The organism is Dickeya fangzhongdai (genome assembly GCF_002812485.1).
Taxonomy (GTDB): domain Bacteria; phylum Pseudomonadota; class Gammaproteobacteria; order Enterobacterales; family Enterobacteriaceae; genus Dickeya; species Dickeya fangzhongdai.
The window spans coordinates 3,635,002-3,657,940 of record NZ_CP025003.1 but is presented as its reverse complement, the minus strand read 5'-3'; the positions used below and the strand labels follow the sequence as shown (position 1 = coordinate 3,657,940).

The following is a 22,939-nucleotide window of genomic DNA, read 5'->3' as shown; positions in this document are numbered from 1 at the left end:
AGGCCATGAGTCAATTTATGTCTGAGCAAACCGTATCTCCCGTCGTCGCTGTGGCTGACGCCATCGCCGTTGCCGCTAACAGCAATGAAAAAATCAACCTGCTGGATTTCAACCGTCAGCAAATGCGCGCTTTTTTCGCCGAACTGGGTGAAAAGCCGTTCCGCGCCGATCAGGTCATGAAATGGATCTATCACTACTGCTGTGATGATTTTAACCAGATGACCGACATTAATAAGGTGCTGCGCGGCAAGCTGCAGGCGATTGCGGAAATTCGGGCGCCCGAGGTGGTGGACGAACAACGCTCTTCCGATGGCACCATCAAGTGGGCGATTCTGGTTGACGGTCAGCGCGTGGAAACGGTGTACATTCCGGAAGAGGATCGCGCCACGCTGTGCGTCTCCTCGCAGGTTGGCTGCGCGCTGGAGTGCAAATTCTGTTCTACGGCGCAGCAGGGCTTCAACCGCAACCTGCGCGTATCCGAAATTATCGGGCAGGTATGGCGCGCGGCGAAAATTATCGGCGCCGCTAAAGTGACCGGTCAGCGCCCGATCACCAACGTGGTGATGATGGGGATGGGCGAACCGCTGCTGAACCTGACCAATGTGGTGCCGGCGATGGAAATCATGCTGGATGATTTTGGTTTCGGCCTGTCCAAACGCCGCGTTACGCTGTCGACTTCCGGCGTGGTGCCGGCGCTGGATAAGCTCGGCGACATGATCGACGTAGCGCTGGCGATTTCCCTGCATGCGCCGACCGATGAAATCCGTAACGAAATCATGCCGATCAACAAAAAGTATGATATCGAAACCTTCTTGTCCGCCGTGCGTCGCTATCTGGAGAAATCCAACGCCAATCAGGGGCGTGTGACCGTGGAATACGTGATGCTGGATCACATCAACGACGGTACCGAGCATGCCCACCAACTGGCCGAGTGCCTGAAAGATACGCCGTGCAAGATCAACCTGATTCCCTGGAACCCGTTCCCCGGCGCACCTTACGGCCGCAGTTCCAACAGCCGTGTCGATCGTTTTTCCAAGGTGCTGATGGAGTACGGCTTCACCACCATCGTGCGTAAAACCCGCGGTGATGATATTGATGCCGCCTGCGGTCAATTGGCGGGAGAAGTGGTGGATCGCACCAAACGTACGCTGAAGAAAAAGATGCAACACGACACGATTGCGGTAAAAACCGTCTGAAATTGACGTCAAATCAACCTGCCTTCTCAGGAAAGCAGGTGATAAATGCGTTTTCGGGGCTTATCATACGGTGTGGTCATTGATGACCTACAACTGCACCGGGTAGGCCGCCATCGGTGGCGGGCTGTCACGGGTGGCAGATTGCGGTAACATGTCACGGATTCGACGAGCCAGGATGGCTCGCGAGAGGAGTGTCAGGGATGAAACGGATGTTACTGGGTAAAGCCGTGGCGTTGGCCGCAGGCATGGGATTGCTGGCTGGATGCGCGCAAACGCCATCGCAACAGGTGAGTCCCGCGGCGGCGCAGACGCGGTTGCAACTGGGACTGGAGTATCTGGCCCGTAATAATCTTGATGCCGCGCGCGACAATCTGCAAAAAGCGGAACAACTCGCGCCGGATGATTACCGGACCCAGTTGGGAATGGCGCTGTACGAGCAGCGCATCGGCGAGAATCAGGCCGCTGAGACACGTTATCGTCGCCTGCTGCGGCAGGCGCCCGCCAACGGCGGCGTAATGAATAATTACGGTGCGTTTCTCTGTGGTTTAGGGCAGTATGTAGCGGCGCAACGGCAGTTCGCAGCTGCGGCGCAACTCCCTGATTACCATCAGGTTGCCGATGCACTTGAGAACGCGGGATATTGTTTCCTCAATGCCGGTAAGCCGGATGAGGCGAGTCAGTGGCTCAGCCGTGCGCTGAGATACGATCCCGCCAGGGGAAACCGGCTTCTGGCGGAAGCGAACAGCCGCTTTGCCGCCGGGCGCTATGATCAGGCGCGATTGCTCCTGAATATTTACCAGCCATTGCTTACGGCAAACGCCGAAAGCCTGTGGCTACAGATTCGTTTCGCCGCGCTGGCGGGGCATCATGACGAGGTTAAACGTTATGGCGGATTGCTGGCGCGAAGTTTTCCACAATCCAAACAGTACCAGCAGTTCTTAGCTAATGAATACTGAAGCCACTCAAGATAATACTGCAGCAACGATAATGACCCCTGGCGAACGTTTGCGTGAAGCGCGCGAGCGGTTGGGACTGACGCAACAGGTTGTTGCAGAACGGTTGTGCCTGAAAGTGTCGACCGTTCGCGAAATAGAAGACAACAATACGCCCGCTGGCCTTGCTCCTACCTTTTTGCGCGGTTATATCCGCTCTTATGCCCGACTGGTTCACCTCCCTGAAGACGAATTGCTGCCGATGCTGGAAAAACAGGTCGTGCCGAGTCGCGTCTCCAATGTGGCGCCGATGCAGAGCCTGGCGTTGGGCAAAAGCCGCAAGAAGCGCGATGGCTGGCTGATGCTGTTCACCTGGTTGATTCTGCTTGGCGTACTGGGCCTGACGGTGGCCTGGTGGTGGCAGAACCATCAGGCGCAGCAGCAGGAAATCAATTCGATGGTGGATCACGCCAACGCGTCCCAAAACCGTAAAGACGGGCAGACCGCTGATGCGAACAGCGATCCGGAACCGGTGGATAACGATGAAAGCGTGGCGGGCGCGCCGTCCGGCAACGGGCAGCCTATCGTACTTAACCCGCCTGCCGCCGCGCCTTCACAGCCTGCCGTTGCTACGCCAGTCGCTCCGACGACTAACGCGCCTGCCAGTGCGGCGCCTCAGGCTTCGACATCGGTTTCAGATCAGCCGTTGCTGAATCAGTCTGCCACCGCGCCGGCCAGTACTGCGCCAGCGGCTGATGCTTCCGGCGCGCCGGGTGCCATCGTGATGCGCTTTACCGCGGATTGCTGGCTGGAAGTGGTCGATGCGGCCGGCAAGAAACTGTTCAGCGGCGTACAGCGTAACGGCAATGTGCTGAACCTGACCGGCCAGGCGCCGTACCGGTTAAAAATCGGCGCGCCGGGCGCGGTGCAGGTCGAGTTTCAGGGCAAACCGGTGGATTTGAGCCGTTTTGTCAAAAGCCATCAGGTGGCTCGTATTACGCTGACGGCTCAGTAATCGTGCCGTCGCACTGGCAATTGTGGAGAAGAAGTGATGCATAACCCCGCACCCATCAACCGCCGCAAATCAACCCGGATTTACGTCGGCAAGGTGCCTGTCGGTGATGGCGCGCCGATTGCAGTGCAGTCGATGACCAATACCCGCACTACCGACGTTGACGCCACGGTCAGGCAGATCAAGTCGCTGGAAAGGGTTGGCGTGGACATCGTGCGCGTCTCGGTACCGACTATGGACGCCGCCGAAGCATTTCGTCTGATTAAACAACAGGTGGATGTGCCGCTGGTGGCGGATATCCATTTTGACTACCGTATCGCGCTGAAAGTGGCGGAATACGGGGTCGATTGCCTGCGCATCAATCCCGGCAATATCGGTAGCGAAGAGCGTATCCGTTCGGTAGTGGATTGCGCGCGCGACAAAAATATTCCGATCCGCATTGGCGTGAACGCCGGTTCGCTGGAAAAGGATCTGCAGGAAAAATACGGCGAACCGACGCCGGAAGCGCTGCTGGAATCCGCCATGCGCCATGTGGATATTCTCGATCGCCTCAATTTCCATACCTTCAAGGTCAGCGTCAAAGCGTCGGACGTGTTCCTGGCGGTGCAGTCCTACCGCTTGCTGGCGTCCCGTATCGATCAGCCGTTGCATCTGGGGATCACCGAAGCAGGCGGCGCGCGCAGCGGCGCGGTGAAATCCGCTATCGGCCTTGGATTGCTGCTTTCTGAAGGTATCGGCGATACGCTGCGCGTCTCGCTGGCGGCCGATCCGGTGGAAGAGGTCAAGGTCGGTTTCGATATTCTCAAGTCTCTGCGTATCCGTTCCCGCGGCATCAATTTCATTGCCTGCCCGACCTGCTCTCGTCAGGAATTCGACGTGATCGGCACGGTGAACGCGTTGGAACAGCGGCTGGAAGACATCGTCACGCCGATGGATGTATCGATTATCGGTTGCGTGGTCAACGGTCCAGGCGAAGCGCTGGTATCGACGCTGGGCGTAACCGGCGGCAACAAGAAGAGCGGTTTTTACGAAGACGGCGTCCGGCAGAAAGAACGTTTTGACAACGACGATATGATCGACCAACTGGAAGCCAGGATCCGCGCCAAGGCGTCTATGCTGGATGAAAAACAGCGTATCGCCGTCAATATGGTGGATAAGTGATCCGGTCTGCACGAATGCGATCCGGCACCAATTCCTGAATTGAAGCGCCCGATGATAGCGGCAGCGACATTGAAGACATTGCGTCGTTGCTCCTATAATCGGGTCTATTTTTTAAAAGCGCATTAATTTCTGAAAACGCATAGAGAACTGACGTGGCAAAGAATATTCAAGCCATCCGTGGCATGAACGACTACCTGCCAGCCGAAACGGCACTGTGGCAGCGTATTGAAGACAGCCTGAAACAGGTACTCCGCGGGTACGGCTATAGCGAAATCCGTATGCCGATCGTCGAGCAGACCTCGCTGTTCAAACGTGCGATCGGCGAAGTAACCGATGTGGTTGAAAAGGAAATGTACACTTTTGAGGACCGCAACGGCGACAGCCTGACTTTGCGTCCCGAAGGCACGGCAGGGTGTGTCCGCGCCGGAATCGAGCACGGCATTCTGTACAATCAAGAGCAGCGGCTGTGGTATATCGGCCCGATGTTCCGCCACGAGCGTCCGCAGAAAGGGCGTTATCGCCAGTTCCATCAGTTGGGATGTGAAGTGTTTGGTCTGAAAGGACCGGATGTGGATGCGGAACTAATTCTGATGACCGCCCGCTGGTGGCGCGTGCTGGGTATCGATCAGCACGTCAGTCTGGAACTGAACTCGATCGGCTCTTTGGACGCCCGCGCCCGCTACCGCGAAGCGCTGATTGCCTTCCTGGAAGAGCACAAAGATCAGCTGGATGAAGACTGCCTGCGTCGTATGTATACCAATCCGCTGCGTGTGCTCGACTCCAAGAATGCTCAGGTGCAGGCGTTGCTGGATAACGCACCGGTGCTGACCGATTATCTGGATGACGACTCTCGCGCGCATTTCGATGAATTGTGTGAACTTTTAACCCAGTCCGGCATCCCATATAAGGTTAATCCGCGGCTGGTTCGCGGACTGGACTATTACAACCGTACCGTTTTCGAATGGGTTACCAGCAGTCTGGGGTCTCAGGGGACGGTGTGCGGCGGCGGTCGTTATGACGGTATGGTCGAACAGCTTGGCGGCTCCAGTACGCCGGCGGTGGGGTTTGCCATGGGGCTGGAACGTCTGGTGCTGCTGGTGCAGACCGTCAATCCGGCGTTCGCGGCGCAGCCTGGCGTAGACGCGTACCTGATTTCATCCGGTGCCGGCACGCAGCATGCGGCGATTCAGCTGGCGGAAAAAGTGCGCGACGCGCTGCCGCAGTTGAAGCTGATGACCAACTACGGCGGCGGTAATTTCAAGAAACAGTTTGCCCGCGCGGACAAGAGCGGGGCGCGGGTTGCGCTGGTGCTGGGCGAAACCGAAGTGGCTGCCGGGCAGGTGGTGGTGAAAAACCTGACCAGCGGCGAGCAGGAAACCCTGGCTCAGGCGGATGTGGCGGCGCGTCTGGCGGCGTTACTGAATTAAGGAGAAAGGCAGCGTGGAAGTCTATAGCACTGAAAACGAGCAGGTTGAGGCGATTCGCCGCTTCTTTATCGAGAATGGCAAGGCGTTGGCTATCGGCGTGGTGCTGGGTATCGGCGCCCTGGTAGGCTGGCGTTTCTGGCAAAACCATCAGGAAAGCAACGCGATGGCGGCTTCCGCTGCCTATCAGCAAGTGACCGAATCTCTGTCTGCCGGTACGCCGGAAGGCGTTGCCGGCGCTGAAAAGTTTGTCACCGGCGATCATGGCAATTACGGCGCGCTGGCTTCGCTGGCGCTGGCGCACCAGTTCGTTGAAAAAAATGATATCGCCAAAGCCGAGCAGCAGCTCCGTCAGGCATTGAGCCAGACCAAAGATGGCGATTTGCAGGCGCTGATCAATCTGCGCCTGGCTCGCGTACTGTTGCAGCAGAAGAAGCCGGATGATGCGTTGAAAACGCTCGATGCCATCAAGCTGGAAGGCTGGACGGCGATGGTAGCGGATGTTCGCGGCGACGTACTGGCGAGCAAAGGCGACAATCAGGGCGCGCGTGATGCCTACAACAAAGGCATGGCGGCGAAACCTTCTCAGGGGCTGCAATCCCTGTTACGTATCAAACTGAACAATCTGCCCAGCTAAGAGGGACTTCATGCAACTGCGTAAAACACTTTTGGTCGGACTGGTTTCCGTCACCCTGCTGAGCGGCTGTTCGCTGTTTGATCGCGAGGAAGACGTGGTCAAAATGTCTCCGCTGCCGCAGGTGACCAACCAGTTTACCCCCACCAAAGTCTGGAGTCGCTCCGTTGGAGACGGTACCGGTGAGTTCTACTCCAACCTGCATCCGACCTGGCAGGACAGCCGCGTGTATGCGGCCGATCGTCACGGCACGGTAAAAGCGCTGGATCTTAATAGCGGCGAAGAGAAATGGCGCGCCGATCTGGCGGAGAAAACCGGTCTGCTGTCCAGCAACCGTCCGGCGCTGCTGTCGGGCGGCGTGGCTGTGTCGGGCAACCATGTTTATGTCGGTAGCGAACGCGCGCAGCTGTTCGCCCTGAACGCTGACGACGGTACTGTGCAGTGGCAGACCAAAGTGGCGGGTGAAGTATTATCCAGCCCGGTGGTCAGCGATGGCGTGGTGATCATTCATACCAGCAACGGCATGCTGCAGGCGCTCAGCGAGTCTGACGGCACCATCAAATGGACCGTGAATCTGGATATGCCGTCGCTGTCGCTGCGCGGCGAGTCTGCGCCGGTGACGGCGTTTGGCGCGGCGATTGTCGGTGGCGACAACGGGCGCGTCAGCGCGGTAATGATCAATCAGGGTCAGTTGATTTGGCAGCAACGTATCTCCCAGCCGGGCGGCGCGACTGAAATCGCTCGTCTGAACGACGTCGACACCACGCCGGTCGTGGCAGGCAACGTGGTGTATGCACTGGGATATAATGGCAACCTGACCGCACTGGATCTGCGTTCCGGGCAGATTACCTGGAAGCGTGAAATTGGTTCGGTGAATGATTTCATCGTCGATGGCGATCGTATTTATCTGGTCGATCAGGACGATCGCATTACGGCGCTGAACACCAACGGCGGCGTGGTGATCTGGCGGCAGGGCGATCTGCTGCACCGTAACCTGACGGCGCCGGCGTTGTATAATGGATATCTGGTGGTCGGCGATGCCGAAGGCTATCTGCACTGGGTCAACACGACTGACGGCCGCTTTGTGGTCCAGCAGAAAGTGGATAGCTCCGGCCTGCTGAGCAAGCCGGTGGTCGCCAGCGACAAGCTGCTGGTGCAGGCTAAAGGCGGCGAGGTTTACGCCTTTACCCGTTAACCGCTTCGCATGACCGGGACGGGCGGTGTATCCGCCATCCCCATAACGGCTCCTGATACTGTCAGGGGCCGTTTCGTCTTTTATCATCAGCAGTCCTTTCTGCTGTAACGAATTGAAATATAAGCAATGAGGTTGTAACAATGATACCTGTCGTCGCGCTGGTCGGGCGCCCGAATGTGGGGAAGTCCACGCTGTTTAACCGTTTAACGCGTACCCGTGACGCATTGGTGGCGGATTTCCCTGGGCTGACGCGTGACCGCAAGTATGGTCGTGCTGAGGTGGAGGGAAATGAATTCATTATTATCGATACCGGCGGTATCGACGGTAATGAAGATGGCGTGGAAACGCGCATGGCCGAGCAGTCGCTGCTGGCGATTGAAGAAGCGGATATCGTGCTGTTTCTGGTGGATGCCCGCGATGGCCTGATGCCGGCGGATCACGCCATTGCTCAGCATTTGCGTACGCGTGAAAAAGACACGTTTCTGGTTGCCAACAAAGTCGATGGCATCGATATCGATACCGGTATTGCCGATTTCTATTCGCTCGGGCTGGGCGAGGTGTATCCGATTGCGGCGTCGCATGGTCGTGGCGTCACTTCTCTGCTGGAAAAGGTGCTGTTGCCGTTTGCCGTCGATCCGGTGCAGGAAACGCGTGAACTGACCGAAGAAGAAGCGAACGCGGCTTACTGGGCGGAACAGCTCGGTGAAGGCGACGGCGATGGCGAAGAAGGTGAAGACGATGCGCTGAATCTGGAGGGGCTGCCGATTAAACTGGCTATCGTCGGCCGTCCGAATGTCGGTAAGTCAACGTTGACCAACCGTATTCTCGGGGAAGAGCGGGTGGTGGTGTACGACATGCCGGGCACCACGCGCGACAGTATCTACATCCCGATGGAGCGCGATGGTCGCGACTACGTGCTGATCGATACCGCCGGGGTACGTAAACGCGGCAAGATTACCGATGCCGTTGAGAAGTTCTCGGTGATCAAGACATTGCAGGCGATCGAAGACGCTAACGTGGTGTTGTTGGTGATTGACGCCCGCGAAGGGATTTCCGATCAGGATCTGTCGCTGCTGGGCTTTATCCTCAATTCCGGCCGTTCGCTGGTCATTGTGGTGAACAAGTGGGATGGACTGTCGCAGGAGGTCAAGGAGCAGGTGAAGGAAACCCTCGACCTGCGCCTCGGTTTCATTGATTTTGCCCGCATTCACTTTATTTCGGCGCTGCATGGTAGCGGTGTGGGCAACCTGTTTGAATCCGTCAACGAAGCCTACGAGTGTTCCACCCGCCGTGTGGGAACCGCGATGCTGACCCGCATCATGCAGATGGCGGCGGACGACCACCAGCCGCCGTTAGTGCGTGGCCGTCGTGTGAAGCTGAAATACGCCCATGCCGGGGGATACAATCCGCCGATCGTAGTGATCCACGGCAATCAGGTCAAAGATCTGCCTGATTCCTACAAGCGCTACCTGATGAACTACTACCGGCGCTCGCTGGATGTCATGGGAACGCCGATTCGTATTCAGTTCAAGGAAGGGGAAAACCCGTTCGCCGACAAACGCAACACGCTGACGCCGAATCAGCTGCGCAAGCGTAAACGCCTGATGCAGCACCTCAAGAAAGGCAAGTAAGCATAGCGGTGTAAACCCGCTGTTATATCGGGGCAGGAGCGATTCTGCCCCGTTTTTCATGTGTGATCCGGAGAAGGGCGATGGACGCTTATTGTCCCGAGTGTCAGCAGCCGATGGTGTGGCGCGGCAATGAACAGTACCGTTGTGAGGCTTGCCAGCGAGATTTGCTGCGTTTGGCGCTGTGTCCGCAATGCGAACAGCCGTTGCAGGTATTGCGCGCCTGTGGGACGGAAAGTTATCTGTGCGCCGACGGCCACGGGCTGATTTCACGTTCCCGCGTGGTCATTCGTTACCAGCCTAAGAGCCTATCTCAATAGGCGTAATTGGCGCAGCCAGTTTGGACACGGACAGTGCGGAGAACCCGGAGCGTACACGTAGTACGTGAGGATTTCGAGCACTGCCCAGGTTCAAAATGGCAAGTAAAATAGCCCTATTGGGATAGGCTCTAAGTAGCCGTCAGGAGGTTTGATCGTCGTCCAGACCATTGCGCCACAAGGCTTCCAGCTCTGATGGCGCGCTCTGCTCGGGGATCAGCAATACCCAGTCCGTTTGGCGGATATCCGGCGTATTGCAGTAGTGAATATGGATACGGTAGTAGAACTGATCTCCGCTGCCGGGAGAGTCTGGCTGACCGGGTTGCTGCGCGGCCGGCAGAACGTCACGCAGCATGGCGCAGAGTTTCTCCTTCTTGGCGGCGGGGACTTCGGCCAGCGCGAAGCGGCGCAGGCCGGCCAGTCTGGGTATCCAGGCGAAACCGCCCTCGCGCGCCAGTTCAATAATCACATCATCCGTCAAATCGGGCAGGTTATTCCTGTTCGTGCTCATTAAGAATTCCCGTGTCGACCCCGACCTGATGCCAGGCACGCAGCACAGCGTCGGCTACCGCTTCATTAAAGCGCTTTTTGGCGTGTTCCACGGTAAATCTGGCAAAGATGGAGAAATCCGCATTTTGCGGCAGCGCTTTGTCGCACAGGGCGTCGTACCAGATACGCCCGGTTTTTTCCCAGGAGTAGCCGCCCAGCGCCATAGCCGCCAGATAGAAGGCACGGTTGGGAATTCCGGAGTTCAGGTGTACGCCGCCGTTGTCCTCGCGGGTATTGACGAAATCCCGCATATGGGCAGGTTGTGGGTCGGTGCCCAGCAACAGGTCGTCATAGGCGGTGCCGGGACGAGCCATGGAACGCAGGCCCTTACCATCGATGCCGTCGGCCAGCAGTCCTTCACCAATAATCCAGTCCGCCTGCTGTACCTTCTGATTGCGGTAGTACTGTTTGACCATAGAGCCAAACACGTCCGCGAGTGATTCGTTAAGCGCGCCGGACTGGCGGAAGTACAGCAGGTTGCTTTCACTTTCCACCACGCCATGCGACAGCTCATGGGCGATCACATCCAGCGCGATAGTGAAACGATTGAAGATTTTGCCGTCGCCGTCGCCAAACACCATCTGCTGCCCGTTCCAGAACGCATTCTGGTAATCCTTGCCGTAGTGGACGCTGCCGATCAGCGGCAATCCTTTGTTGTCCAAAGAGTTACGACCGAAGATTTTCCAGAAGAAGTCATAGGTAATGCCCAGATAGGTATAGGCTTCATCAACAGTGATATCGCCATTTCCCGGCTGACCTTCCGTCCGTACTCGTTTGCCGGGCAATGTCTGCTGGTGCTCTGCGTCGTAGATATTGCGCTGTATCTTGCCGGCAGGGTGTTCCTCATGGTCATCGGGGTGGATGACTGGGGCCACCATCAGTGACTGCACGTGCATCAGAGTTTGTTGCGCGCAACGACGTTCCTCATCCGATCCATTGTTGATAATGCGATGCAGAATATAGGGCGGAATGATGTTACGGGCGGATTGCATACTTCATCTCCTTATGCCTTGCAGTATGGTTTGCAACATATTATCAACACTGATCTATCACAGTTATGACACGATAAGTATAGCCTAATCACTAAATATTTTTCGTCTGGCGTCTGACGCGCGGTTTAGTAGATTCTTTTTTGATTTCAGTGATCTGACTCTCTACCCAGCCATCCTGCAGCCGAGTTTTCAAGATATCGCCCTTGATGGCCTGAGCAGTGTGTTTCATGACTTTGCCATCCGGGGCGGTGGTGACGCTGTAGCCGCGGGCCAGCGTTGCCAGTGGGCTGACGGCTTCGAGATGGGAACAGGCTTCGCCAAATCGTTGTTTATGCTGATTAAGTTGCTTTTCCAGCGCGGATTGCATGCGGTAGCGCAACTGTTGTACCTGCTGCTGCGCACGGTGCAGGCGGGGTTGCGGCTGGTGCTGCCGTAGCCGCAGGACAACACGTTCCTGACGGCGAGTCTGTTGACGCAGTTGCAACTGGATGGCTTCGTCCAGACGCTGGCGCAGGCGAAGTAATTGCGTCTGCTGGCGGGCCAGACGCAGTTGCGGATGTTGCTGATGCAGTCGATGCTGCAACCTGACGAATTGCTGCTGACGTTGCGCCAGATAGTAGTCCATCGCCATTTCCAGCCGCTGGCGCTGAGACTGAATCTGCCGCAGCAGCTCCAGTTGGTTACGGCTGACCAGTTCCGCTGCCGCGGAAGGCGTCGGCGCGCGCAGATCCGCCACGAAGTCGGCGATGGTCACATCGGTTTCGTGACCGACCGCGCTGACAATCGGGATGCGGCTGGCAAAAATAGCTCGCGCCACCCGCTCATCGTTGAAGCTCCACAGGTCTTCCAGCGATCCGCCGCCGCGGCCGACGATCAGCACATCGCATTCCTGACGCAGGTTGGCTAGCTCAATGGCCCGCACAATTTGAGCCGGCGCATCCACGCCCTGCACCGCCGTCGGGTAGACAACCACCGGCAGCGAAGGGTCGCGCCGTTGCAGAATATGCAGGATATCGTGCAGCGCCGCGCCGCTGGCGGAGGTAATGACGCCAACCTGACGCGCCGGTTTGGGCAGCAATTGCTTGTACTGTTGATCGAATAGCCCTTCCGCCGACAGGCGCTGTTTCAACTGCTCGAATTGCTGTTGCAGCAGGCCGTCGCCTGCCGGGTGCATGCTTTCAGCCAGCAACTGGTAGTCGCCGCGCGGTTCGTACAGCGTGATGGTGGCGCGAATCAGCACCTGCTGCCCGTTTTGCGGTCGGAAGGTGACTCGCCGATTGCTGGTGCGAAACATGGCGCAACGCACCTGAGCGCGCTCGTCTTTCAGCGTAAAGTACCAGTGACCGGAGGAGGGCTGGGAGAAATTGGATATTTCACCGGAGAGCCAGACCTGGCCCATTTCACCTTCCAGCAACTGTTTTACCGTCTGATTCAGGCGGCTGACGGTAAATATGGCGGATGACGGCAATGAGGACATTGTGACCCGGATCAAATAGTAAAACAGAGAGTTAATCCATCAATACTACCGGTCAGTGGGCGGTTCGCAAGCATTTTTATAAAAAAATACTGGAGGCAATCGATTTCGCCCTGTATAATGCCGCGGCAATATTTTATCTAATTCCCATCCCATTTCCGGTGAGATATTGCCATGTTACGTATCGCTAAAGAAGCTCTGACCTTCGATGATGTTCTCCTCGTTCCAGCCCATTCCACGGTTCTGCCCAACACGGCCGATCTGAGCACGCAACTGACTCAGCGCATTCGTCTGAACATTCCCATGCTGTCCGCCGCAATGGATACCGTGACCGAGTCCGGGCTGGCTATTGCGCTGGCGCAGGAAGGCGGCATCGGTTTTATTCACAAGAACATGCCGATTGAGCGTCAGGCGGAAGAAGTCAGCCGCGTGAAGCGCCATGAAAGCGGCGTGGTGGTCGATCCGCAGACCGTAACCCCGGAAACCACGCTGCGTCAGGTGAAAGAACTCACTGAACGCAATGGTTTCGCCGGTTATCCGGTGGTAACGAAAGGCAATGAGCTGGTCGGTATCATCACCGGTCGTGACGTGCGTTTCGTCACCGATCTGGACCGCCCGGTCAGCGCGGTCATGACCCCGAAAGAACGTCTGGTGACGGTAAAAGAGGGCGAAGCCCGCGAGGTGGTGTTGCAGAAAATGCACGAGCGCCGCATCGAAAAAGCGCTGGTGGTGGATGCGCAATTCCGTCTGGTCGGGATGATCACGGTAAAAGATTTCCAGAAAGCTGAACGTAAGCCGAACGCCTGTAAAGACGAACACGGTCGTCTGCGCGTGGGTGCAGCAGTTGGCGCCGGCGCCGGTAACGAAGAGCGTATCGACGCGCTGGTCGCCGCCGGTGTGGACGTGTTGTTGATCGACTCCTCGCACGGTCACTCCGAAGGCGTGTTGCAGCGTATCCGCGAAACCCGCGCCAAATACCCGGAACTGCAGATTATCGGCGGTAACGTGGCGACGGGCGCTGGCGCACGCGCGCTGGCCGAAGCCGGCGTGAGCGCGGTGAAAGTGGGTATCGGCCCTGGCTCCATCTGTACGACCCGTATCGTGACCGGCGTGGGCGTACCGCAGATTACCGCGATTGCCGATGCGGTTGACGCGCTGGAAGGCACCGGCATTCCGGTGATTGCCGACGGCGGTATCCGTTTCTCCGGCGACATCGCCAAAGCCATCGCCGCCGGCGCCGCCTGCGTGATGGTCGGTTCCATGCTGGCCGGCACCGAAGAATCGCCGGGCGAGATCGAACTGTATCAGGGCCGCGCGTTTAAATCTTACCGCGGCATGGGCTCTCTGGGCGCGATGTCCAAAGGGTCGTCCGACCGTTACTTCCAGTCTGACAATGCCGCCGACAAACTGGTGCCGGAAGGTATCGAAGGCCGCGTGGCTTATAAAGGCCGCCTGAAAGAGATCGTACACCAGCAGATGGGCGGCCTGCGCTCCTGTATGGGCCTGACCGGTTGCCCGACCATCGACGCGCTGCGCACCAAAGCCGAATTTGTGCGCATCAGCGGCGCCGGTATTCAGGAAAGTCACGTTCATGATGTGACCATCACCAAAGAGTCGCCGAACTATCGCATGGGCTAAGCGCGTTACCGGCTGATTTAATGTTACGAACCCGGTAAACTTGCCGGGTTCAATTTTTCTTTCGCTCCGTAGTGGAATACGCCTCTCATGACAGAAAACATTCATCAACATCGCATTCTTATTCTGGATTTCGGTTCGCAATACACGCAGCTGGTGGCACGTCGCGTGCGTGAGCTGGGCGTATACTGCGAACTGTGGGCATGGGATGTCACCGAAGCGCAGATTCGCGAGTTCAACCCGAATGGCATCATCCTTTCCGGCGGCCCGGAAAGTACCACCGAGTTCAATAGCCCGCGCGCGCCGGAATATGTTTTCCAGGCAGGCGTGCCGGTACTGGGCGTATGCTACGGCATGCAGACTATGGCGATGCAACTGGGCGGCAAGGTCGAAGGCTCCAGCGAGCGTGAGTTCGGTTATGCGCAGGTGGAAGTCAAGACCAACAGCGCGCTGATCCGCGACATTCAGGATGCCGTCAGCGCCAGCGGCGCACCGTTGCTGGATGTGTGGATGAGCCACGGCGACAAAGTCACCGCCATCCCGGCTGACTTCGTGACCGTTGCCAGCACCGACACCTGCCCGTATGCCATCATGGCTAACGAAGAAAAACGTTTTTACGGCGTGCAGTTCCACCCGGAAGTGACCCACACCCGTCAGGGCCAGCGTATGCTGGAGCGTTTTGTGCGCGACATCTGCCAGTGTGAGGCGCTGTGGACCCCGGCAAAAATCATCGACGACGCAGTTGAACGCATCCGCGTGCAGGTTGGTAAAGACAAGGTGATTCTCGGCCTGTCCGGCGGTGTCGATTCCTCGGTGACCGCATTGCTGTTGCACCGCGCCATCGGCGATCGCCTGACCTGCGTGTTCGTAGACAACGGTCTGCTGCGCCTGAACGAAGCCGAGCAGGTGATGGAGATGTTCGGCGATCAGTTCGGCCTGAACATTGTCCATGTGCCGGCGGAAGAGCGTTTCCTGTCCGCACTGGCGGGCATTGACGACCCGGAAGCCAAACGCAAAACCATCGGCCGCGTATTTGTGGACGTGTTCGACGAAGAAGCGGGTAAGCTGACCGACGTGAAATGGCTGGCGCAAGGCACCATCTATCCGGACGTGATCGAGTCCGCCGCTTCCGCCACCGGCAAAGCGCACGTCATCAAATCGCACCACAACGTCGGCGGTTTGCCGGACGACATGGCGCTGGGGCTGGTTGAGCCGCTGAAAGAGCTGTTCAAAGACGAAGTGCGCAAGATTGGTCTGGAACTGGGCCTGCCGTACAACATGCTGTACCGTCATCCGTTCCCGGGGCCGGGTTTGGGTGTGCGCGTACTGGGCGAAGTGAAGAAAGAGTACTGCGATCTGCTGCGCCGTGCTGACGCTATCTTCATCGAAGAGCTGCACAAAGCGGACCTGTACGACAAAGTCAGCCAGGCATTCACCGTGTTCCTGCCGGTGCGTTCCGTCGGCGTAATGGGCGACGGCCGCAAATACGACTGGGTCGTTTCACTGCGCGCGGTTGAAACCATCGACTTTATGACCGCGCACTGGGCGCACCTGCCGTACGAATTCCTCGGCCGCGTCTCCAACCGCATCATCAACGAAGTCGACGGGATTTCAAGGGTCGTCTATGACGTGTCCGGCAAGCCGCCGGCTACGATCGAGTGGGAATGATCCAAGTTTCTTCAGAAACTATCGCCAACTATCGAAAAATCACCACAACAGTTTGATTCTTCATTAAATTGATTGTGGTGACTATCGGTGGCTACCGCCAGTCAGCAGAACCGGCTGGCGGTAGAGGCGACGGTAAGCCAAAAGACCCGGATTAACACCCTGCCGTTGATGATTGATTCTGTTTCGGTCGTGACGGTAAACATTCCCTCCCGAAGTTAGGCGTGATGCTCTCCGACGCCGCACTGCGTACTCTCAAGCCCAAAGCCAGGCCGTAAAGGTTTCCGACCGGAACGGCATGTATGTCATGGTATCGACTGCCGGTACCGTCACTCCCTGACAAGCGAGCCGTCCATTTCCTCTCGTGACATAGCATTGCGTTGACCTGGCGGTTTTAGTCTGGGCTTTGCTTTATTCCCCTATGCCATTTGACCGTCTGGCGTCCATCACACGATGCAAGTGAGTTTCTATCCAGTCGGTAAGAACCGACACTTGCTCTGCGGCCTCTGAACCTAGAGGCGTCAGGCTGTACTCGACATGAGGCGGCACGACTGGATAGGAAACACGGTGGATGAATCCATCCATCTCCAGGCATTGCAATGTTTGCGCCAGCATTTTTTCACTCACTTTGGGTGAACGCCGTCGCAGCTCACTAAAGCGCAGTGTGCTACCGCGTAAAGCCAGCAGGATGAGTACCCCCCACAGACTCGTCATGTGCTTCAGTACTTCTCTTGAAGGGCAATCCACGGTCTGCAATTCGCCTCGACGGACTTGCTCTGATAATGAAGGTTGCAGGCCATCGATCTGAAAAACTGGCAAATCACTCATATACTTACCTTTTTGTGCGTACTTTCTAAAAGTTAGTTAGGAATATACACTTGCGCCTCAGTCAAAACAACCACACAGGAACGCATCATGATTCTGGTTACTGGCGCCTCTGGCCATCTTGGTCAACGGGTGCTTCATCATCTTATTGAAACACTTGCCATTCCGATCTCCGGCATCGTTGCCGCCGGTCGTGTTGCTACGGTCACGGACGATTTCCAGCAAATCACCGGAATCGCACCACAAACTTTCAGCGACTGGCTGAATGCTAATCAAACCTGGTTGGGGGAGCTCTGACATGAAAGCAGTTGTTTCTAATGCAGCACGTGGACTTGATGGCTTGCGTATTGTGGAAATGGACGATCCGGGATTGCCAGGCTCGGGTGAAATCCGGGTCCATATCCACGCCAGTTCGCTCAATTACCATGACCTCGGTGTCGTCAGTGGTCATATGCCGGTAGCGGATAACCGTATTCCCATGTCTGATGGGGCAGGTATCGTGGAGGCTGTCGGAGACGGCGTGACTGAATTTGCCGTGGGTGACCACGTGGTCTCAACGTTTTTCCCCCAATGGCTGGATGGAGTGCCCACCGTCGCAGGTTTTGCGACAACGCCGGGAGATGGTGTCGATGGCTTTGCGCGTGAATACGTCGTCATGCCAGCCACCGCTTTTACCCGCGCTCCTCTGGGTTACAGTCATGTTGAAGCGGCGACGCTGACCACCGCAGGCCTGACTGCCTGGCGTGCTCTGGTGGTTAATGGTCAGATCAAGGCTGGCGACAGCGTCCTCGTCATGGGTACGGGGGGCGTTTCAATCTTCGCGTTGCAGTTTGCCAAGGCGCTGGGCGCCACGGTCATTGCAACGTCGTCGTCCGATGAAAAGCTGGCCCGTGTGCAGCAGTTGGGAGCTGATCATCTGATCAACTACCGCAAAGACCCCGAGTGGGGGACGAGCGTACAGGCCATCACCAATGGGCGAGGCGTTGATCACGTTATTGAAGTTGGCGGTGCCGGAACCTTAACGCAATCCATCCAGGCTGGGCGCGTCGGTGGGCATATTGCCTTGATTGGCGTGTTGAGCGGCACTAACGGCGTGGTGCCGACTGCCGAGTTGCTGATTCGTCAGCAACGCCTGCAAGGGCTCATCGTTGGCAACCGTCAGCATCAACAGGATCTTGTGCGTGCGATTGACGTGATTGGCGTCAAGCCTGTCATCGATCGTACTTTCCCGCTGGCAAATATTGCCGATGCCTTCCGTTTGCAGCAGGCAGGCGGTCACTTTGGCAAGATTGTCCTTGAAATCTGATGGGCGTTACTGCAGTGAAACATTCGTTGATGAAAAAAATGATCATCGCCATATCGTTTGCCAGCCTGTTCAGTGGGGTAGCGCAAGCCGGTGAAGCGCCGGCGTCGACAGTGTCTCCGTCAGTGAAAGCAAATCAATCCGCTAGCAACAAGCAGCGCGTGACCGATTATATGCATGCCTTGTTTGTCGAGCGGGATCTGGGGAAGGTTGAAACGTTCTGGGGTAAGGAAATGATCCAGCATAACCCCACGATGATTTAAGCTTGGTGTAGAGTCAGACATTGATAAACTCACGCTTTTCCATCAATGAGTCAACTTTATGGCTACCTTGTTTTCAGCAGAATCCTTGCGGGGTATTACCAACTTTGTTATCGCGGCACAGTCCCGTAGCTTTACTGAAGCCGCCGAACACTTGGGCATTACCAAATCTGCGGTAGGAAAAAGCATCGCCCGGCTTGAAGAAAGACTGGGTACTCAGCTCTTTCACCGCTCCACGCGCAAGCTGAGCCTGACGAGTGATGGAGAGGCTTATCTGAAAAGTTGCCTGTCGGCGCTGGATATTCTGGACTCGGCTGAACACGCGCTGTGCAGAAAGCAGGAAGTGCCTGCCGGCTCGGTGCGTATAGACATGCCGGCCTCATTTGGTCGAAATCTGATGATGCCGGTGCTGCTGGATGTTCTGGCCCGCTATCCTGCTCTGCGACTCATTCTTACTTTTAACGATCGGCTGATTGACCCGGTGGAGGAGGGGATTGACCTGATTCTGCGTCTGGGCGAACTGCAAAGTACCGATGAGCTGATTGCTCGGCGTCTCAGCAGACAGCGGCTCATTCTGTGCGCCGCGCCTGCCTACCTTGAACGCTACGGGGAACCTGCCGATGTGGAGTCCCTGAAAAAGCACAGCTGCATTATGGGATATCGGCGGGGCGCGCCGCTTGCCTGGCGTTTCAGGGCTGAAGACCAGCGGGAAATTCGTTTTGTGTCAGCTACGGCCCATGAGATCAGCGACGGGGATGCGAAACTTCAGGCCTGTCTGGCGGGCGCGGGAATAGCTCAGTTCCCGGAGGCTATGGTTATCCGGTATCTTGAGCAGAGCCTTCTCGTGCCTCTCCTGGCTGAATACACTCCCGAGCCCGTCGAACTGAACATCGTCTGGCCCAGAACAAAACACCTTTTCCCCAAGATACGGCTTATCGTCGATGAGCTACTTAAAAAAGCTGAAGGCGGACACTTCGGACCGTTAAGGTAGAATTCATGTCTACACTCAGGCGATTTTTGGGATGTTTATCACCTTTACATAAACTTTTACTCTGTCATTTCCGTTGCTGCCTGCACCGATACGCAGGTTTACCGGTATGTCACCCCGCGTGTCGGTACAGGCAGTTTTTTTCTGAACAGGATATTTGTTATGCCATTAGCTCTTCTGGCTCTGGCGATAGGTGCATTCGGTATCGGAACCACTGAATTCATTATTGCCGGCCTTCTCCCCGTTATAGCCAAAGAATTTAGCGTCAGCATTCCCGTTGCCGGCAACCTGGCAACCGCCTATGCGTTGGGCGTGTTTGTTTTCGCCCCGGCACTGATTGTTCTGGGAGCCAAAGTACCGCGAAAAGCCATGCTCGTTTTTCTGATGCTGCTGTTTGTAGCGGGTAACCTCATCACCGCTTTTGCCCCTTCCATGAGCATGGCGATTCTGGGCAGGATCATCACCTCCATGACGCACGGCGCCTTCTTTGGTATTGGCTCAATTATCGCCGCAGACATGGTTGCGCCCTCTAAACGCGTCAGGGCAATCGCATTCATGTTTATGGGACTGACGCTGGCTAACCTGATAGGCGTACCAGCCGGGACGTGGATTGGGCAGCACATTTCGTGGCGCGACTCTTTTATGGTTATCGCTGTTATCGGGGCCATAACGGCTATCAGCGTGGTTACGCTTATTCCGCATCAGCCCCGGCCGGAAAACCAGAATTTTGCCCAGGAGTTTTATGCATTTCGTAACGTCAACGTACTGCTGGCAATGGGGATCACCATTTTCGGACCGGGGGCTTTTTTCACCTCCGTAACCTACATTGCGCCGATGATGACCGAGCTGGCCGGATACCGTGAAAGCAGCCTGGCCTGGCTGATGCTGCTCTTCGGTTTGGGGCTGTTTGTCGGCAACCAACTGGGCGGGCGATATGCCGATCGCGCCTTAATGCCCATGCTTTACGTGACGTTGGCGGCGCAGGCGGTGGTGCTGGCGATTTTTACTTTCAGCGTTCACAGCCAGATAATCTCTGCTGTCTGTATTTTTCTGATGGCGGCTTTTGGGTTCGCGACCGTTTCGCCTATCCAGAAACTGGTCATGGATAAAGCCAGGGCAGCCGGTGCGCCGACTCTCGCATCTGCCGTCAATATTGGGCTTTTCAACCTCGGGAACGCCGTTGGCGCATGGCTTGGCGGAGCCGTCATCGCCGCCGGCTTTGGCTTGCAGTCACCGAACGGGGCCGGTGCCGTACTGTCTGCCATCGCGCTTATCCTTGCCGTTTTATCCGGCCTGACGGATAAAACAGGCCATACTGCCGAGCAGTGCTGAAGACGCCGCCGCAGAGGTTGTGATCACCGGGAAAGCTATTGCGAAAGCAATGGCTTTCCCGCAGAACCCTGACATTGAATCCTCAATGGGATAATGCTGAGGCAGGCGCGATGACGCGGAACAGCAGGTCTCTTCTGAAAACCACCGCCGGAATCGCCACTCTGGCGCGCGTTGAAGAATGTTGGCGCGCATTGCATATCACCTGGCGCGGGCTGCGAGTGTTCTGGCGCGTATTACGAGAGAGAATGTCCTCAGGATTTGCCGGCTGACACGTGGCCGCCTGGCATGCATCACACTATGAGGAATTCATCATGCTCGACATCGATAAAACCAAACCCGTTATGGTGACCGGCGCAACGGGCTATGTCGCCGGCTGGCTCGTCAAGCGCCTGCTGGAAGAAGGCGTCACCGTTCACGCCGCCGTGCGAGACCCGAACGATGTCCGGAAGATCGGGCATCTGAATGATATGGCGGCAGGCAAACCCGGTACGCTTCGCTTCTTCAAGGCGGATTTGCTTGAACCGGGGTCGTATGCGGAAGCCATGAAGGGGTGCGGTATCGTGTTTCATACCGCGTCCCCGTTTAAGCTCGATATTCGTAATCCCCAGAAAGAGCTGGTTGATCCGGCCCGGCTTGGGACGCGAAACGTGCTGGAAACCGTCAACAAGGTCGAGTCAGTCAGACGTGTTGTTCTGACCAGCAGCTGCGCGGCGATTTACGGCGATAATGCCGATATCGAGAATACGCCGAATCACATTCTGACGGAGGAGATCTGGAATACCAGTTCGTCGCTGGAACATGTTCCCTATTCTTATTCCAAGACCGTCGCAGAGCGTGACGCCTGGGATATCACCACAAAACAGTTGCGCTGGGATTTGGTTGTCATCAATCCAAGCCTGGTTATCGGCCCGGGGACCAATCCGTATGGCACCTCGGAGAGTTTCAATGTGGTGCGACAGTTGGGGAATGGGCGAATGAAAGCCGGTATTCCCGATATCGGCTGTGGCGTGGTCGATGTGCGGGACCTGGCCGAAGCCCACCTGCGGGCGGCTTACCTGCCTGGCGCCAGAGGGCGGTTCATCATTTCCGGGCACAATACCTCGCTTCCGGAGATTGCCCGCGCGCTGCTGCCGAAATACCAGGCTTACCCCATTCCGCGCCGCATTCTGCCCAAATGGCTGGTCTGGCTGGTCGCCCCGCTGGCCGACAAGAGCACCACGCGTAAGTTCGTGTCCCGCAACGTTGGATATTCATGGCAGGCGGATACCAATAAGAGCGTTCGCGAGCTTATGATGGTTTACCGGCCGCTGCAAATATCAATTCAGGATATGTTTCAGCAGATGATCGATAGCAACCAGATTCCTGGGTATTAAGTGTCCGTTGTTTGGGGAGAGCAGAGATGAAACGCGCCACGCACTTTTACGTTCAGCCCGGCTGGCGATTGCTGATGTGCGATATGGGGTTCAATCCCGATCATGTGCTGCGCTTGGCCGGCCTTCCGGCGGACTTGCTTTCCCGTAAGGAGGCAAGCATCACCGCCGCACAATATTTTCAGTTGTGGCAAGCCCTTGAGGATTCGGCCGGGGCGGTTGCGTTGCCGCTCAAGGTTGGGCAGGCGATTTCCGTCGAAGCCTTCGATCCTCCGATTTTCGCGAGCCTGTGCAGCCCCAATCTCAATGTTGCCATGCAACGCCTCTCTTCGTTCAAGAGACTTGTCGGTCCTTTGATCCTGACGGTCGATGTCGGCCCCGTACAGACATCCGTAACACTGGAGTGCTACGGGAACGAGGGGCAGATTCCGAAAAGTCTGGCGCTCGGCGAGCTGGTCTTCATCACGCAATTGGTCAGGCTGGGCACGCGTCATCGGGTGGTTCCGCGAGAGGTGATTCTGCCGGCTATTCCTGAGCGCCTTGATGACTATGTCGATTATTTTGGTGTATTGCCGCGCAAAGGGGCGGCGATTCGCGTCTCTTTTTCGCATCAGGATGGCGTCCGGCCGTTTCTTACCGAGAACGAGCCGATGTGGAAGCATTTCGAACCCGGCTTACGCAAGCGGTTGTCGTCTCTGGATGCGATGGCGACGATGCGCGACCGCGTCAAGGCGATGCTGCTTGAAAGTTTGCCTGCCGGAGAGTACTCGATCGAAGTCGTGGCAAAACGTCTGGCGATGAGTCGGCGCTCGTTGCAGCGGCAACTGAGCGAAGAATCGACCAGCTTCACCGAAGTTCTGAACCTCACCCGCCAGCAACTGGCGCAACATTACCTCGGTCACCTTAGTATTTCGCAAGGCGAAATTGCCTTTCTGCTCGGGTTTCGGGATGCCAACTCGTTTATCCGAGCCTTCAAGGTGTGGACTGGCGTGACCCCAGGGGAGTACCGGTATCGCGTGGCCGCTGATGCGGTAAAGACAGCCTGAT

At 56.8% G+C, this 22,939-nt stretch carries 22 protein-coding genes; 18 read left to right on the top strand and 4 right to left on the bottom strand.

Translation table 11 applies throughout. From position 1 onward, the window contains the following. The first annotated feature begins 17 nt into the window (after positions 1-17). The 9 genes from rlmN to CVE23_RS16280 all read left to right on the top strand — a co-directional run bounded on the left by rlmN (position 18) and on the right by CVE23_RS16280 (position 9,502). Positions 18-1,196, top strand: coding sequence for a dual-specificity RNA methyltransferase RlmN (gene rlmN, locus CVE23_RS16320; RefSeq protein ID WP_100849967.1), 1,179 nt, complete (start codon positions 18-20; stop codon positions 1,194-1,196). 200 nt (positions 1,197-1,396) lie between these two features. Then, positions 1,397-2,152: a type IV pilus biogenesis/stability protein PilW gene (gene pilW / locus CVE23_RS16315; protein ID WP_100849966.1), complete on the top strand. Its 756-nt coding sequence runs from the start codon at positions 1,397-1,399 to the stop codon at positions 2,150-2,152. After that, a complete protein-coding gene (rodZ, locus tag CVE23_RS16310; RefSeq protein WP_100849965.1) occupies positions 2,142-3,143 on the top strand; it encodes a cytoskeleton protein RodZ in 1,002 nt (333 codons plus the stop codon). The genes pilW and rodZ overlap by 11 nt, the downstream gene beginning before the upstream one ends. 36 nt (positions 3,144-3,179) lie before the next feature. Then, on the top strand, positions 3,180-4,301 hold the full coding sequence (ispG, locus tag CVE23_RS16305; protein ID WP_049854858.1) for a flavodoxin-dependent (E)-4-hydroxy-3-methylbut-2-enyl-diphosphate synthase: 1,122 nt from the start codon (positions 3,180-3,182) through the stop codon (positions 4,299-4,301). Positions 4,302-4,453: 152 nt separating this feature from the next. Beyond that, positions 4,454-5,728, top strand: coding sequence for a histidine--tRNA ligase (gene hisS, locus CVE23_RS16300; protein ID WP_042860684.1), 1,275 nt, complete (start codon positions 4,454-4,456; stop codon positions 5,726-5,728). Between the two features lie 13 nt (positions 5,729-5,741). Beyond that, a complete protein-coding gene (locus tag CVE23_RS16295; RefSeq protein WP_038666844.1) occupies positions 5,742-6,362 on the top strand; it encodes a YfgM family protein in 621 nt (206 codons plus the stop codon). A 10-nt stretch (positions 6,363-6,372) separates the two neighbouring features. Further along, positions 6,373-7,554: an outer membrane protein assembly factor BamB gene (bamB, locus tag CVE23_RS16290; protein ID WP_038919851.1), complete on the top strand. Its 1,182-nt coding sequence runs from the start codon at positions 6,373-6,375 to the stop codon at positions 7,552-7,554. Positions 7,555-7,694: 140 nt separating this feature from the next. Next, complete coding sequence (der, locus tag CVE23_RS16285) at positions 7,695-9,185, top strand: ribosome biogenesis GTPase Der (RefSeq protein ID WP_038919850.1); 1,491 nt, start codon at positions 7,695-7,697, stop codon at positions 9,183-9,185. A gap of 80 nt (positions 9,186-9,265) precedes the next feature. Next, the gene (locus CVE23_RS16280; RefSeq protein WP_100849964.1) at positions 9,266-9,502 is read left to right on the top strand and encodes a zinc ribbon domain-containing protein; all 237 of its coding nucleotides are present in this window, start codon (positions 9,266-9,268) and stop codon (positions 9,500-9,502) included. Between the two features lie 139 nt (positions 9,503-9,641). Here the strand turns inward: CVE23_RS16280 and CVE23_RS16270 are convergent, their stop codons facing one another. The 3 genes from CVE23_RS16270 to xseA form a co-directional block, all read right to left on the bottom strand. Then, positions 9,642-10,010 (bottom strand): protealysin inhibitor emfourin, encoded by a 369-nt coding sequence (locus tag CVE23_RS16270; RefSeq protein WP_100849962.1) that lies wholly within the window; start codon positions 10,008-10,010, stop codon positions 9,642-9,644. Further along, positions 9,991-11,040 (bottom strand): M4 family metallopeptidase, encoded by a 1,050-nt coding sequence (locus CVE23_RS16265; RefSeq protein ID WP_049854861.1) that lies wholly within the window; start codon positions 11,038-11,040, stop codon positions 9,991-9,993. The genes CVE23_RS16270 and CVE23_RS16265 overlap by 20 nt, the downstream gene beginning before the upstream one ends. Positions 11,041-11,131: 91 nt before the next feature. After that, the gene (gene xseA / locus CVE23_RS16260) at positions 11,132-12,517 is read right to left on the bottom strand and encodes an exodeoxyribonuclease VII large subunit (protein WP_049854862.1); all 1,386 of its coding nucleotides are present in this window, start codon (positions 12,515-12,517) and stop codon (positions 11,132-11,134) included. A gap of 171 nt (positions 12,518-12,688) precedes the next feature. Between xseA and guaB the strand changes: the two genes are divergently transcribed. Continuing rightward, positions 12,689-14,152 (top strand): IMP dehydrogenase, encoded by a 1,464-nt coding sequence (gene guaB / locus CVE23_RS16255; protein ID WP_038919844.1) that lies wholly within the window; start codon positions 12,689-12,691, stop codon positions 14,150-14,152. Positions 14,153-14,239: 87 nt separating this feature from the next. Further along, on the top strand, positions 14,240-15,817 hold the full coding sequence (gene guaA / locus CVE23_RS16250; RefSeq protein WP_038666867.1) for a glutamine-hydrolyzing GMP synthase: 1,578 nt from the start codon (positions 14,240-14,242) through the stop codon (positions 15,815-15,817). A gap of 408 nt (positions 15,818-16,225) precedes the next feature. On the opposite strand, the gene CVE23_RS16245 is transcribed toward guaA, so the two are convergent. After that, on the bottom strand, positions 16,226-16,642 hold the full coding sequence (locus CVE23_RS16245; protein ID WP_100849961.1) for a winged helix-turn-helix transcriptional regulator: 417 nt from the start codon (positions 16,640-16,642) through the stop codon (positions 16,226-16,228). Between the two features lie 87 nt (positions 16,643-16,729). Between CVE23_RS16245 and CVE23_RS22950 the strand changes: the two genes are divergently transcribed. From CVE23_RS22950 to CVE23_RS16210, 7 genes are all read left to right on the top strand, one after another. Beyond that, positions 16,730-16,936: a hypothetical protein gene (locus tag CVE23_RS22950; protein WP_188726088.1), complete on the top strand. Its 207-nt coding sequence runs from the start codon at positions 16,730-16,732 to the stop codon at positions 16,934-16,936. A gap of 1 nt (position 16,937) precedes the next feature. Continuing rightward, positions 16,938-17,945, top strand: a complete 1,008-nt coding sequence (locus CVE23_RS16235) for a zinc-dependent alcohol dehydrogenase family protein (protein ID WP_100849960.1) — start codon at positions 16,938-16,940, stop codon at positions 17,943-17,945. A 29-nt stretch (positions 17,946-17,974) separates the two neighbouring features. Beyond that, a complete protein-coding gene (locus CVE23_RS16230) occupies positions 17,975-18,205 on the top strand; it encodes a hypothetical protein (protein ID WP_145958429.1) in 231 nt (76 codons plus the stop codon). A 58-nt stretch (positions 18,206-18,263) separates the two neighbouring features. Next, positions 18,264-19,193, top strand: coding sequence for a LysR family transcriptional regulator (locus tag CVE23_RS16225; RefSeq protein ID WP_100849958.1), 930 nt, complete (start codon positions 18,264-18,266; stop codon positions 19,191-19,193). A gap of 159 nt (positions 19,194-19,352) precedes the next feature. Continuing rightward, a complete protein-coding gene (locus CVE23_RS16220; protein ID WP_100849957.1) occupies positions 19,353-20,522 on the top strand; it encodes an MFS transporter in 1,170 nt (389 codons plus the stop codon). 311 nt (positions 20,523-20,833) lie between these two features. Then, positions 20,834-21,895, top strand: coding sequence for an NAD-dependent epimerase/dehydratase family protein (locus CVE23_RS16215; RefSeq protein ID WP_100849956.1), 1,062 nt, complete (start codon positions 20,834-20,836; stop codon positions 21,893-21,895). A 26-nt stretch (positions 21,896-21,921) separates the two neighbouring features. Beyond that, on the top strand, positions 21,922-22,938 hold the full coding sequence (locus CVE23_RS16210; protein ID WP_100849955.1) for an AraC family transcriptional regulator: 1,017 nt from the start codon (positions 21,922-21,924) through the stop codon (positions 22,936-22,938). The last annotated feature ends 1 nt before the right edge of the window (position 22,939 follow it).

Coding starts and splice junctions, on each gene's coding strand:
- rodZ (WP_100849965.1), top strand. CDS start 2,142: ATGAATACTGAAGCCACTCAAGATAATACTGCAGCAACGATAATGACC.
- CVE23_RS16270 (WP_100849962.1), bottom strand. CDS start 10,010: ATGAGCACGAACAGGAATAACCTGCCCGATTTGACGGATGATGTGATT.
- CVE23_RS16215 (WP_100849956.1), top strand. CDS start 20,834: ATGCTCGACATCGATAAAACCAAACCCGTTATGGTGACCGGCGCAACG.
- CVE23_RS22950 (WP_188726088.1), top strand. CDS start 16,730: ATGATTCTGGTTACTGGCGCCTCTGGCCATCTTGGTCAACGGGTGCTT.
- CVE23_RS16220 (WP_100849957.1), top strand. CDS start 19,353: ATGCCATTAGCTCTTCTGGCTCTGGCGATAGGTGCATTCGGTATCGGA.
- xseA (WP_049854862.1), bottom strand. CDS start 12,517: ATGTCCTCATTGCCGTCATCCGCCATATTTACCGTCAGCCGCCTGAAT.
- pilW (WP_100849966.1), top strand. CDS start 1,397: ATGAAACGGATGTTACTGGGTAAAGCCGTGGCGTTGGCCGCAGGCATG.
- ispG (WP_049854858.1), top strand. CDS start 3,180: ATGCATAACCCCGCACCCATCAACCGCCGCAAATCAACCCGGATTTAC.
- CVE23_RS16210 (WP_100849955.1), top strand. CDS start 21,922: ATGAAACGCGCCACGCACTTTTACGTTCAGCCCGGCTGGCGATTGCTG.
- CVE23_RS16230 (WP_145958429.1), top strand. CDS start 17,975: ATGAAAAAAATGATCATCGCCATATCGTTTGCCAGCCTGTTCAGTGGG.
- CVE23_RS16245 (WP_100849961.1), bottom strand. CDS start 16,642: ATGAGTGATTTGCCAGTTTTTCAGATCGATGGCCTGCAACCTTCATTA.
- bamB (WP_038919851.1), top strand. CDS start 6,373: ATGCAACTGCGTAAAACACTTTTGGTCGGACTGGTTTCCGTCACCCTG.
- CVE23_RS16235 (WP_100849960.1), top strand. CDS start 16,938: ATGAAAGCAGTTGTTTCTAATGCAGCACGTGGACTTGATGGCTTGCGT.
- guaB (WP_038919844.1), top strand. CDS start 12,689: ATGTTACGTATCGCTAAAGAAGCTCTGACCTTCGATGATGTTCTCCTC.
- CVE23_RS16280 (WP_100849964.1), top strand. CDS start 9,266: ATGGACGCTTATTGTCCCGAGTGTCAGCAGCCGATGGTGTGGCGCGGC.
- guaA (WP_038666867.1), top strand. CDS start 14,240: ATGACAGAAAACATTCATCAACATCGCATTCTTATTCTGGATTTCGGT.
- CVE23_RS16225 (WP_100849958.1), top strand. CDS start 18,264: ATGGCTACCTTGTTTTCAGCAGAATCCTTGCGGGGTATTACCAACTTT.
- der (WP_038919850.1), top strand. CDS start 7,695: ATGATACCTGTCGTCGCGCTGGTCGGGCGCCCGAATGTGGGGAAGTCC.
- CVE23_RS16265 (WP_049854861.1), bottom strand. CDS start 11,040: ATGCAATCCGCCCGTAACATCATTCCGCCCTATATTCTGCATCGCATT.
- rlmN (WP_100849967.1), top strand. CDS start 18: ATGTCTGAGCAAACCGTATCTCCCGTCGTCGCTGTGGCTGACGCCATC.